Annotated in this window: 12 protein-coding genes; 3 read left to right on the top strand and 9 right to left on the bottom strand. The window is 42.1% G+C overall.

The genetic code is table 11. From position 1 onward, the window contains the following. Positions 1-12: 12 nt before the first annotated feature. From DVW06_RS01275 to DVW06_RS01260, 4 genes are all read right to left on the bottom strand, one after another. Positions 13-690 carry an NADPH-dependent F420 reductase gene (locus DVW06_RS01275; RefSeq protein ID WP_081131552.1) on the bottom strand — a complete coding sequence of 226 codons (678 nt, stop codon included), beginning with the start codon at positions 688-690 and terminating at the stop codon, positions 13-15. Further along, positions 690-1,742 (bottom strand): LLM class flavin-dependent oxidoreductase, encoded by a 1,053-nt coding sequence (locus DVW06_RS01270; protein ID WP_137264321.1) that lies wholly within the window; start codon positions 1,740-1,742, stop codon positions 690-692. The genes DVW06_RS01275 and DVW06_RS01270 overlap by 1 nt, the downstream gene beginning before the upstream one ends. Before the next feature lie 171 nt (positions 1,743-1,913). Then, a complete protein-coding gene (locus DVW06_RS01265; protein ID WP_003125773.1) occupies positions 1,914-2,276 on the bottom strand; it encodes a TIGR02328 family protein in 363 nt (120 codons plus the stop codon). A 40-nt stretch (positions 2,277-2,316) separates the two neighbouring features. Continuing rightward, complete coding sequence (locus tag DVW06_RS01260; RefSeq protein WP_003125772.1) at positions 2,317-3,258, bottom strand: NADP-dependent oxidoreductase; 942 nt, start codon at positions 3,256-3,258, stop codon at positions 2,317-2,319. Positions 3,259-3,486: 228 nt separating this feature from the next. On the opposite strand from DVW06_RS01260, the gene DVW06_RS01255 reads away from it, so the two are divergent. Beyond that, the gene (locus DVW06_RS01255) at positions 3,487-4,566 is read left to right on the top strand and encodes an ABC transporter substrate-binding protein (protein ID WP_005470675.1); all 1,080 of its coding nucleotides are present in this window, start codon (positions 3,487-3,489) and stop codon (positions 4,564-4,566) included. A gap of 1 nt (position 4,567) precedes the next feature. Further along, positions 4,568-6,190, top strand: coding sequence for an amidohydrolase (locus DVW06_RS01250; RefSeq protein ID WP_029486511.1), 1,623 nt, complete (start codon positions 4,568-4,570; stop codon positions 6,188-6,190). A gap of 287 nt (positions 6,191-6,477) precedes the next feature. Here DVW06_RS01250 and DVW06_RS17795 read toward each other — a convergent pair whose 3' ends face one another. Both DVW06_RS17795 and DVW06_RS01240 read right to left on the bottom strand, forming a co-directional pair. Continuing rightward, complete coding sequence (locus DVW06_RS17795) at positions 6,478-6,774, bottom strand: prepilin peptidase (protein ID WP_003125769.1); 297 nt, start codon at positions 6,772-6,774, stop codon at positions 6,478-6,480. Between the two features lie 223 nt (positions 6,775-6,997). After that, on the bottom strand, positions 6,998-8,479 hold the full coding sequence (locus tag DVW06_RS01240) for a helix-turn-helix domain-containing protein (RefSeq protein WP_003125768.1): 1,482 nt from the start codon (positions 8,477-8,479) through the stop codon (positions 6,998-7,000). 271 nt (positions 8,480-8,750) lie between these two features. Here DVW06_RS01240 and DVW06_RS17150 point away from each other — a divergent pair, with 271 nt between their 5' ends. Continuing rightward, positions 8,751-8,897, top strand: coding sequence for a hypothetical protein (locus DVW06_RS17150; RefSeq protein ID WP_086269049.1), 147 nt, complete (start codon positions 8,751-8,753; stop codon positions 8,895-8,897). A 260-nt stretch (positions 8,898-9,157) separates the two neighbouring features. Here the strand turns inward: DVW06_RS17150 and DVW06_RS01235 are convergent, their stop codons facing one another. Genes DVW06_RS01235 through citF form a run of 3 tightly spaced genes read right to left on the bottom strand, consistent with a single transcriptional unit; the run spans position 9,158 to position 12,621 of the window. Beyond that, on the bottom strand, positions 9,158-10,552 hold the full coding sequence (locus tag DVW06_RS01235) for an oxaloacetate decarboxylase subunit alpha (RefSeq protein WP_003125766.1): 1,395 nt from the start codon (positions 10,550-10,552) through the stop codon (positions 9,158-9,160). Further along, entirely contained in the window at positions 10,545-11,096 is a 552-nt protein-coding gene (citX, locus tag DVW06_RS01230) for a citrate lyase holo-[acyl-carrier protein] synthase (RefSeq protein ID WP_003125765.1), read from the bottom strand. The genes DVW06_RS01235 and citX overlap by 8 nt, the downstream gene beginning before the upstream one ends. Further along, positions 11,089-12,621 (bottom strand): citrate lyase subunit alpha, encoded by a 1,533-nt coding sequence (citF, locus tag DVW06_RS01225; protein WP_003125763.1) that lies wholly within the window; start codon positions 12,619-12,621, stop codon positions 11,089-11,091. The genes citX and citF overlap by 8 nt, the downstream gene beginning before the upstream one ends. Position 12,622: the final 1 nt, after the last annotated feature.

Genomic DNA, 12,622 nt, shown 5'->3' with positions numbered 1-12,622 from the left:
AAGAGGTTCTTTTTAATTTTGTCGTTCGAGTAATTGTTTGCCTTGAGCACTCTGATAAAACGTTTCAATTAAATGATTTAAATTTGTTTTTGTCTCACTGGCGCCAAAAAGTTCACCGCCAGGTTCTAGCATAAGACCATTGGCTAGACGACCGATCACTACCGGATCAAAGCCAAAGTCGTCAACGATTTTGGCCGTTTGAGACATAGATTCCGGATCATTACCAGCGATTGCCATGGCTTTTCTGGCTGGTGAACCAGCCGGCCGAGCTTCGTCTTGAACATCATGATAACCCATATGGTTGAATGCCTTGATAACTCTGCTTTGGTCAAAATATTTTTGGACCCTTTCTGAAGATGTTTCTTCAACAGTCGAATACGTTTTGCTGGTTCCATCAACTTCCCACCAATAGTTCATTGCATCGATCACAAGTTTACCAGCCAGCTGCTCCTTGGGAAGTGACGGATAGTTGCTTAAAGGGATTGCTAATAAAATGACTGGCATTTCCGTCAGGATGTCTGAGACATTCTTCACCTTTGCACCTGGAGCAAGGATTTCAACAGCTAGAGCATTCTTTTCCGCTGGCTTTCTGCTAGCGATCCAGACCTCATACCCAGCTTCTGCTCCTAATTTTGCTAATGCTAACCCCAACTTGCCGGCTCCTAAGATGCCAATTCTAGATTTTCCCATTATTTCCCACCTGATCTCAATAGTTCTTTGACCCTAGGGATTACTTTTGTACCATAAAGTTCGATAGTCCGCAGACGGTCTTTTTGTAATTGTCCACCGGTTCCATAAACAAGATCAAACCGTTCGACGCCGACTTGCGGCATCGTTCGCGCAATTTTTTGTGCCACAGTCTCAGGACTACCTACATAGTAAGAGCCATGTTCTACTTCAAAATCGAAACGTTCTTTCGACATCTCGGGCCAACCACGGTCTTCTCCGATTTTATCCATACTTTTCTTGATATAGTGCCAACCGATTTCGTACGCTTCCTCATCCGTCTCCGCAATCACCCCATGGGAATGCATCCCTACCGGAAGAATCGGTCTGCCCATTTGCTGCGTTGCTTTTTGATAAAGTTGTACATAGGGGGCAAATCGCGCAGGCTCCCCGCCAATGATGGCTAGCATAACTGGAAAGCCGTAGCGAACAGCACGAATAATCGACTCCGGTGTTCCTCCCACGCCAATATACGTATCCAGTGTTCCTTCGAGTTTTGGATAAACTTCGGCATTCTCCAAAGATTGAGTAAATTTGCCTTTCCAGGTCAGTGGCTCCCCTTTAAGGAGTTCGTAAAACATTGCTACTTTTTCTTCAAATAATTCTTCATAATCTTGCAGATCATAGCCAAACAGTGGAAAAGATTCAGTGAATGACCCTCTTCCTAACATGATCTGCGCACGACCATTTGAAAGGGCATCAACTGTCGCAAATCGTTCATAGACCCGAACTGGATCATCAGAACTTAATACAGTTACTCCCGTTCCTAATTTGATTCTTTTAGTGACCATTGCCAGCGCAGCTAATACTGTATCTGGGCTTGAGATTGCATACTCTTCGCGATGGTGTTCGCCTAATGCGAGGATATCGACACCGACTTCATCGGCCAACTTTCCTTCTGCAATAATATTTCTTAATGATTGGCTGTAACTGATTCGTTGATGGGTCTGGTCATCAAAGGCAAGATCGCCAAAGGTATCTAACCCAAATTCTATTTGTTTATTATTGATTGTCATATCATTTCCCTCTTTTCAAATACTTCCTGCATTCACTATAACAACTTCTTTTTATTAACGCGAAAGATATGCTTACTTTTTGTAAGTCAACTGTTTATGAATTGCTTCAAAAAGAAAAGCGCGTCCTTGCTTCAAACAAGGACGCGCACTTTTTTGTTTTTTTATTAGCCATCAGAGATAGATTCCTTTGCTTCTTAAATTAGCTAAACACTCCTCTAAATACATTGCAGTATGTTCAGGATAAATAGGGACTGATTGCTCAATCGGCTCTAACACCTGATAAGGAGCTGTCTTTTGCCCCCGATAAGTAGGCTCTAACCACGCTGCTGCTGGACGATAGCCGCGACGCTGCATCTCTGCCATGACAAGGAGATGGTATTGGTACAGCTTATATGGAGAATGAGCAAAAACGTAATCGACTGTCGCATGTTTCTTTCCCCAGCCAGCGCCTCTCAGCGCAGCTACTTCCCGATGCTGTCCCAGTAATTGTTGTCTTGGTAATTTAGGCAAAAGTGCTTCATGCCACAATCTCATATCCTCAGTTCCTCTGCTTCGCTTGATTTATGTCTGTAATTTATTGGTTGTCGAGCACGATTTTCCCTACCGCATGGTGTGTTTCACTTAATGCATGGGCATCATAGACACCTTGACGAGTCAATGGGAAAGTTTCGCCAATCACACTTACTAATTTGCCATCAGCCATTAGTTTAGCTAATTCGCTTAACTGTTCTCCATTTGTACGTAACCAAATTGCTTTTGCTTCAATTTGTTTCGTTGCGGCTAATGTTTCATCTTCAATACTCAGTACAGAAATCAAGCGGCCATGCTCTTTTAGAACGGAGAAGCTTTTCTTTTGGATCTCGCCACCCATTGTATCAAAAACTAAATCAATGTCAGTAAGAACTTCTTCGAAATCCGTTGTATGGTAGTCGATCACTTCATCTGCACCTAATTTTTTAACAAGTTCATGATTACGGGGACTTGCCGTCGTGATGACATAGGCGCCGGCATTTTTCGCAAGTTGAATGGCGTAGGTCCCAACTCCGCCAGCTCCGGCATGAATCAACACTTTTTCGCCAGCTTTTAACGAACCATGATCAAATAGAGCTTGTAATGCAGTCAATCCTGCTAGAGGCACAGCTGCAGCTTCCGTGAAGGCAATAGATTCTGGCACAGGCGCCAGTAAGTTGCTGTCCACAATCGTATAATCCGCATAGGTCCCAAATCGTGTCGTCTCTGGACGAGCGAAAATCCGATCGCCTACGTGATAGTCTTTAACCTTCTGACCAACTTCAACGATTTCTCCAGCAACATCCCATCCTAGAATAATCGGAAATGACCAAGGAAACATTTGCTTCAAGTATCCTTCGCGTAATTTCCAGTCAATTGGGTTGATCGAAGTTGCTGCAACTTTCACCAACACTTGATCCGCACCGAGTTCAGGTAGTGAAACTTTCGCTTCTGCTAGTTTTTCTTTACCACCATATTCATTAATAACAACTGCTCGTGTTTCCATGTAAATCACTCCTTGAGATTATGTAAATGAGCTTCCGTCATTTTTCTAAAGAAACGAAAGGTCTCTTTCATAGCTTAGGCAATGATCCCTGATTTTACAACTGATTCGACTTTCCCTTTTCTATCAGAAAAAGCAGTTTTTTCACTGACTAACTTTTTATTGCCTTTTTAAAAGGTTTCATTTATTCTACAGGAATAAGAATGTGATAAGAAAGAAGGAATTGATGAATTGAAAAGATTGCACGTATTTTTTGGCGGGATCATTGCGATCCTAGGTATTCTTTTTGTTGGCAAAGCTGTACTGTCCAATGAAACAGGAAGTGCATCAGCAAATGATGCTAACACGGTTATTATTTATAATTGGGGAGAATATATTGACCCCGATCTGATAAAAAAATTCGAAACTGAAAGTGGCTATTCAGTGATTTATAATACATTTGATTCGAATGAAGCAATGGAAACAAAGGTCAAACAAGGCGGTACCAGGTACGATTTGATTTTCCCCAGTGAATCGATGATTCCTAAAATGATTGAGGAGCAGCTGCTGATTCCTTTAGAACATGATAAACTCGTCGGCAGTGAAGATCTTTCTGATTTTCTGATGGATCAGCGCTTTGACAAAAACAATCATTACTCCATTCCTTATTTTTGGGGAACTATTGGAATCATGGTTAATAGTGACCAAATCGATCCTACCACCATTCATGGCTGGGCAGATTTATGGCGCCCGGAATTTGCCAACGATATTCTAGTTGTTGATGGCGCAAGAGAAACGTTAGGAATGGCTTTGCAGACTTTAGATCTTTCTCAAAATGAGCTAGATACAGCAAACCTTCAACAAGCCATCGAGAAATTGGAAGCATTACGCCCCAATGTCAAAGCAGTCCTCACTGATGAGATCAAGACTTTGATGGTCAACAACGATGCACCGATCGGCATTGGCTATTCAGGAGATGCAGCGTATGTCATGTCTGAGAATCCTGCTATAACCTATGTCGTCCCTAATGATGGCGGTGCTATCTGGACAGATAACTTTGCGATTCCAAAAACCGTCGGCAATCTTGAAGGAGCTTATGCGTTTATCAATTTCATGCTGCGTCCTGAAAATGCCGCTCAAAACGCTGAGTATGTCGGTTATGCGACACCGAGTGAGACCGCGAAGCAACTGCTACCGACTGAATTGACCTCCAATAAAGCTTTCTATCCAGAGCCGGAAGCAATGCAACAGATGGAACACTACGAATACTTAGGAAAAAATGCCGTTGAACAGTACAACGATCTTTTTCTCGAATGGAAGTTGGGATTATAAAATGAATATACTATTGAAGTCTTCCTACATTTTTGATACAGAAAGAAAAACGACCTTTGCTGGTTTTATTTTGATTGAAGGAACTAGGATCAAGGATGTGGGTCCTTTGGATGCCACACCTACCAACTTACCAGCTGAAACAACGATCATTGATTGTCATGACCAAATGATCATTCCTGGCTTTATCGATGCCCATATTCACTTTTATCTTTCCGCTTTGCTCCATGCAGGGCAGTTAACTCATGTCACTGGAACAACTGAAGAAGCAGTTGCCCAGCAAGTACCGCAAATTCCTGTGACCCATGGCTGGAAAATTGGGATTGGTTGGTTCAGCAGTGACTTTGGACAACAAGTCTATCCCACAAAAGCAACGATTGATCACTACTGTGACGAAGTGCCAGTCATGCTGATTTCAGGAGACGCCCACAGCATTTGGTTAAACAGTAAAGGAATGGAAACCTTAGAAATCACAACCGATTCAGTTCCTACCGGAATCAGTGGAGAAGCATTGATGAAAGATGGCGAATTGACGGGTTGTTTTCTTGAGGCAGTTGCTATTAATTACTTGGCGGAGGTGCTGCAATCTTTTCAAGCCAACAGTTACTCAACGTACCTTTCTTACATGAAGCAGCTCAATCGTTATGGCATTACTACAATCGGCGATGTTGCCCTGACTGGCGAAAGCTGGGACGACTTGATTTATCCAGAGCTTTACCAAAAAGTTGCCGAAAAAGCGACTTTACGGGCGGTTTTTTACCCTGCGATGCGAATGGAAATAGAGCATTTAACTGATATCTATCAAAACTATCGATCTGAGAAAGTCCAAATGGGTGGTGTGAAACAGTTCTTTGATGGTGTAACAAGTACCCATACTGCTTTGTTGAAATCGGAGTACGAAACGCCTTATTTTACTGGTGATATTGGTATGCCGCTGATTGCAATTGAAAAAATGCGCCAGTTGATTTTCTTAGCAAACCAGCAAAATTGGCCGATGCGCATCCATACGATCGGTGACCAAGCGATCCATCAAGCGTTGTCTTTTTTTAATGAAAGTCATGCGCGCTTCCCTCTCTCTGCCGGTAAAAATAATACACTGGAGCATTTGGAAGTCATGGATCCTGCAGATCTTTCTTTAGTGGCACAAGACAATTTAGTTCTTTCTGTTCAACCTAGTCATTTATTAGTCGGCTATGAAACGTTAGATGAAGAAGTAGGTCCGCAACGCGCTAGTCAAATGTTTCCTTTTCAATCCTTTTTGGCCCACGATGCTGTAGTAGCATTTGGAACCGACAGCCCAGTAGTGATCGATGTGTCTCCATTGGATTCGATCTATTATGCAGTGGCTAGAAAAGAAAAAAACGGCTCTCCAGTAGAAGGATTGATGCCCTCTGAAGTGATGAATGTGGCAGATGCTCTGGTTGCTCATACCGCTGATGCAGCTCGGGCACTCAGTCGACAAGACATTGGTTCGATCAAAGTCGGGCAGTTGGCTGATCTTTGTATTCTTTCGAAAAATATTCTTTCCCTTTCAGAAAAAGAGCTGCTTGAGGTAGAAGTCACTGCAACCATTTTTAACGGTGCATTTGTCTATCAAAAAGACGAAGCTTCGCAGCAAAATTCCTAATTGGATCTTTGACCATATCCCTCGAATACCCGAATAATGGCTGACTTGCTTCTCTCGTCCGAGGGCTCTCATTCATGGAAGACCCTTGACTGTGTTCACGTTCACGCTAATCAACCGTATTATTCGGGATTTTTTGTCAACACCACCCTAATCCCCCATCCTTTTTTCGTTCTGGATACTGCCAGGCTATAATTTGGTTCCTCTTGATTGTTCCCTCTGATCATTTCTCGCTTTGTTTCGTCTTGATTCCTGCTCAATCATTGCCCTCTTGATTTCCCTCCAATTCCTTAAAATATATACAATATGACCAACAGGATCCCACCAACGATTTCACTTATTGGATACTTGCGATTAATCGGTACCAAACAATTCCTGCACTTGCCTTTTAAGAATAAAAATGACCAAATAGGGATCAGCTGCCACGGGGTTAGTACCTTTCCACAGTGCTCACAATGAGAGCGGCCTCCCAATGATTCCTGACGGGGCAAACGATAAACAACAACCATCAAAAAAGAACTAAGACAGCTACCAAGACTAAATACTGATAAAATGGGTAATAGCAACGCTCTTCCCAAACCACACACTCCTCTCGTCTAATCGACACCTCAAATAAAGAGCCTATTCATAAGCAAATACGCTCTTTTAAACACGAAGTTTTTTTATTCTTCAGCGACGTACTGCTGACAGCGGATACCTAGCAGTACGTGATCGTCTGATTTATGTCATCAAATTGATTGGATGTGACTCTAGCCTCTTGCTCTTATTTGCTACTGCTGACACCTCCTTTGTTGCGAAACAAACTGAGTGTTACTGACCATTTCTTAAAGAAAATTCATTGATGATTCGAGGATTGATTTCCCACAATAGTCGATTCCAATCCTCTGCGTCTGGAATTGACTTAAAAAGCAAATGCCAGTTTCCAATCAATTGATCACTGACATATTCACTATAATTTGTCACTACTAGATCAATATGATTCTGCTCTAAATAATCTAAGTTCATCTCTAATGCATTCGGGAAAAACAGGTGCTGGAACCGGCCAAGATATTTGATAGCCATTGCTTGGATATTCTGACAAACAAGGTAGTTTCCCTCTAATAAAAATGCAATATTTTTAGGTGCTCCCCAATGGATTTCCTTTAGTGAGTCCATGAATAGGACGGCCATCACGGTGATTTCTGTTACTGCTGTCTTTCCCCCTGAGATTGTCTGATGGTGTTCGGTAAAGAATGCTAATAACTCAAGATACAAATCTGGGTATTTCTCTTGGACGACTTCATGAATATCAAGAATATTTTGATTTGTGACTGGTGATAGCTGTTCTTTTAAATACAGCATAGTAAAAAAAGAACGCACAAGGATCATGTCTCTCTGAAGGTCATTACTCTGCTGGCCAAAAGCGGATAAAAATAGTTGGGCACAGTCTGTAATCCCAACATTCGGCTGGAGTTCCTGAATAAACTGCTGCTCTCCAGCCAGATCCGTCAATGAACGCCGACACAAAATCATCACATACAAATACAATAATTCCTCCACTGGCAAACGTTTCCCGATTGACGCATCAATCACATCATTGATAGTTGAAAAACGCTGGAATGCCTCTCGTTCTTTCAGCGCTTGAATCATTTCTGACTCGATAAGCAAGTCTCCCTCACGTTCTAAAGTAATCATTAGAGTATAACTAAAATCTCCCAAAGAAACATTGGGATAGCTACTGAAGAAGTGCTTTTTTTGTAAGGCAAAGGCAATCGACTGGATGGCAATTGATGGCAAGACCGTGTGTGGAGTTATTTCTGATTCATAATAAAAATCATGAAAGAAACTGCGAATATCGATTTCTTTTCCAATGAAATCCACTTTCTTCAGGGACAGTGTCAGTCGATAGCGCGCCAATTCATTTTCTACCATTTTGAAATAGCGCAGCAAACTACTTTCTGAGAAGTGGAGTTGATCGGCCCATTCTCCGATCTCTTTGATCTGCCTTTGAAAAATCCCTTCAATAATGTGAAAGAGTGGTTCATTTTCAAGCAATGACCGCTTTTTAGTTTGGTACGCTTCTCGATTGGTTTCTTTGAACAAATAGCCTGAACTCGTGTTTTCAATCAGAATCGACTGCTGAAAATATTGCCGAATTCCGGTAATATCGGCAATGATCGTTCGTGAAGTGCTTTTTGTGAATTGGGCTAGTTCTTTGACTGATCGCGTTGGTATTCGCTCGAAGGTATGCAAGATTTTCAGCCATCTTACAGTTTCCTTATTGGTAATAAAATTAAGTTGAAAATTTTTCATCTCTTTTCTCCTTACTGGTTTTCATTGCCGTTATTGACTGAATCGTTTTCCTTATTATACGCCCTGCGGAGGAATTATACTCAGTTGCAAGCTTCTGGCAGCACCAGTTATCGTGATTTATACGAGATAAAGGAACCCAGTTATGAAAAAAACGGTCATCTTGACAAAAACAGGTATCGAATTGTATAAAATTGTTATTTTTTGTTAAAGCCCTCTTGATTGTAAGCGGTATTTTTGTTATTCTTTAAAGGTAGAGGAGGTGGATAGTGCAGTGTATGCTATCAAGATATTTCATGGTTATCTGACAGCACAAGGAAAAAGAACTCGAGATAAATCAATTGCTTTGACTTATACATGCAAAGAAGATGCCGAACGCTTCGCAAATAAAATTGGCGGGAGAGTTAAAAAAATTGGATAACCTAAACTATTGAAAAAGAGTCGTCGACCATTGATTGTTGACCACTCTTTTTGTTTTGTTAAAAAATATTCTCTAACAAATCCTTTTTTCTATTTGTTTTTATTTCTCGCTTGTCAAAAATAAAAATACACTGCTGCGATCAATTGTTGAATGGCCATTTCTTCCCCTTTTCACTTCTATTAGCCAAAAAAAAAATGACTGAAACGTCTGAGTTGAAACAAAGTGTTTTCTCGCTCAGAAACGGTTCAGTCATTTTCTTTTTATGGAATCGCGATAGTCACATCGACTGTCTGGATCGCCACGTCATAAAACGGATCTTCTCGTCTTCCCAAGAAATCTTTTGCTTGAGCTGGGAAAAGTGCATACATCAGTACATCTTCTTCCGTTTTGGCATATTCTTTGATTTCTTGCTCGAATTCCGGGAGCTGCGGTGGAATCAAATCTGCTGGTCGTTCGGTGATCACTGCTTCCGTCCCAATGATTTTTTCTTGGATCTTCGTTTTGATTGGTGCCGGAGGACGACCGTAAAGACCACGAACGTAATCTTTGATCTCAGTTGGGACTAGTTTGTAGCGTTCCCCAGAAATCACATTCATCAAAGCCTGTGTGCCAACCATTTGAGACAAAGGGGTAACTAAAGGAGGAAATCCAAGGTCGGCACGCACTTTCGGCACTTCTGCCAATACTTCTTCGTACTTGTCCTGCAGACCTTGTTCTGTCAACTGACTCAATAAGTTGGATAACATCCCACCAGGCACTTGATAGATCAGTGTTTTTGGTTCTGTATCTTTGACTTTAGGATTCAAGATCCCTTCCTCTCGGAACCGATCGCGGATTGGATTGAAATAATCAGCAACTTCAGCCAATTTCTTTTTGTCCAGGTTTATATCAAATCCCAGTTCTTCTAATGCGATCGCCACAGATTCTGTCGCTGGCTGACTCGTTCCCCCTGCAAATGAAGAAATTGCTGTATCGATAATATCTGCCCCAGCTTCTGCAACTTTCAAATAAGTCATTTCTGAAATACCACTAGTAGCGTGGGTGTGGACCTCTAATGGCAGATCCACAGCATCTTTGATTCGGCTGACCAATTCAAATCCGATTTGAGGTGTCAGCACACCAGCCATATCTTTGATACAAATCGAATCTGCTCCAATATGGGCCATTTCTTTTGCTAATTGCACAAAGTATTCAACGGTATGAACTTCGCTTGTTGTATAAGAGATCGCTGTTTGGCAATGACCACCAGCTTCTTTTGCTGTTGTGATAGAAGTCGCCAAATTTCTGGTATCGTTCAATGCATCAAATACGCGAATAATATCGATTCCGTTCTTGATCGATGTCTCTACAAATTTTCGCACCACATCATCCGCATAATTTTTGTATCCTAGTAGATTCTGTCCGCGAAGAAGCATCTGTAATTTCGTGTTCTTCACTTCACGGCGAATCTGTCGAAGACGTTCCCAAGGATCTTCATTTAAGAAGCGGATACAAGAATCAAAGGTTGCTCCACCCCACATTTCTAATGAATGGTAGCCTACTTCATCCAATGTTTTGATGATGGGCAACATATCTGACGTCGGCATTCTGGTAGCGATCAAGCTTTGTTGGCCATCACGTAAGACTGTTTCCATGAATTGAATTTTCTTAGTCATCTGCTTGCATCCTTCCTTTTGAAACTAATTCATTTATTTTTTGCTGTATTGCTTCGACTGAATGCGTTCTCGATCGTCCGCATAGTTTTGCTTCCTTGTCACAAAGAAAGCAGCGCCGTCTTGGATAGCCTAACGCTTCGCGACTGATGGACTGCACTTCACCCGCTTCTAGCCAAAGCACGTCAAGATCTGCTAATCGCCCATAAGGATGTCTTTCTTCAAGTGCCACCATCCTTTTCTTTAGTTCTTCTTTTTTTAAAGGAAGTAAAAGAAAATATTCATAGCCAGTTTTTTCATTTCGATAAAGATGAAGGAATGAAAAGGCATCCGCCACTGCTCGCTCGACTTCATCCGTCAAGCTTTTAAACACAGCTTCTAACTCATCTGATGTTTTGACAGGTCCGGGAATATTCATGGTGGCAGATAGCAGTGTGTATTGGGGCGCCGACTCCAGTAACTCCTTTTGCCGTTTTGCACGCTGTTCTCTAGCCGCCAATACTTCTGCTAATGAAACTTCCGGTCCCTCAAATAACAAGCTACACATTTCTCACAACATCAATGAGCGTGCCGTCTCGATATTCAATCAATGCCACTACTTTATCGCCATAATGAATGGCTTCAGGCGTTCCAACAATCTGGTAAGCTTTCTCTTTTAACTCTTCGATCGTATACTGAGGCACATCTAGTGTTTTAAAATGTTCAATCAAATCTTGACGATCTGGATTGATGGCAATCCCTACTTCTGTCACGATCACATCGATACTTGTTCCTGGAGTGACCACTGTATTTACTTTGTCAACGATCGTTGGAATTCTGCCTCGCACTAAGGGTGAAATAACGAGACTCATTTTGCATGCCATACTCGTATCAGAGTGCCCGCCTGACGCTCCCCGAATCACACCATCGGATCCTGTCATCACGTTCACATTGTAGTCTGTATCGATTTCCAATGCGGACAAAATAGCGGTATCTAATTGGTTGATCACTGATCCTTTACTTAACGGCGAAGCATACATCTCAGCATCGATTTCATAGTGTCCTGCATTGCTTCCTAATGAAACGGCTGAAGAATGATCGAAATCTTGTACATCAATGATTTTTTCAACCAATCCTTCCTCCAATAGTTCCACCATTGCATTGGTAATACCGCCTAATGCAAAGCTCGCTTTTATTCCATCTTTAAGCATCGCTTCGCGCAAAAAGCGGGAAACAGCTAATGCAGCACCACCGGTACCTGTTTGAAAGGAGAATCCCTCTTTATAGTAAGGAGAATTTGTGATCACTTTTGCTGCGTATTCTGCGATCAATAGTTCTTTCGGATTTTTGGTAAAGCGGGTGGCTCCTTTGGCAATCCCTTGTGGGTCACCGATTGCTTCCACTTCAACCACATAATCCACGTCGGTTTGCGGAATACTGATTGGTGTATTCGGAAATGGCACGAGCGTATCTGTGATGATCACGACTTTGTCTGCATATTTTGCATCGATCATTGCGTAACCTAATGAACCACAGGTTGCTTTTCCCACCGTACCATTGGCATTGCCATAGGCATCTGCACTTGGTGCGCCTAAAAAAGCCACATCGATATGCACATCTCCAGCTGCAATGGCCCGAGCCCGACCGCCATGTGAACGGATCACAACAGGATTTTCCATGATTCCTGCTGAAATAGCAGCACCCACATTGTCTCTCAATCCGCTGGAAGTAATATTGGTTACAACGCCATTTTTGATATGGTCAATCAACGGTGCATGGACATTTGCGATGGAGCTAGGGGCAATAGAAATATTTTTGATACCCAGACCAGCAATTTCTTCCAAGACCATATTCATGACATAATCGCCTTCACGAAAATGATGGTGGAAGGAAATCGTCATGCCATCTTTCAGCCCTGTCTTTTCGATCGCCTCGCGAATACTGCTAAGAAGTTTGGTATCTCTTGGACGAACGGGGGTAACGGTACGACTTGCTTCTTGATACGTATCGATATGCGCCAATTCCCCTTCAAAAACACCGTATTGGTCAGCATATACTTGTGGAATATCTTTTCCTACTTTATTCATGACCATG

The sequence above is a fragment of the Enterococcus sp. ARL09-542 genome (genome assembly GCF_005234805.1).
Lineage (GTDB): Bacteria > Bacillota > Bacilli > Lactobacillales > Enterococcaceae > Enterococcus_D > Enterococcus_D gallinarum.
This window is presented reverse-complemented; position numbering and strand designations above follow the sequence as displayed.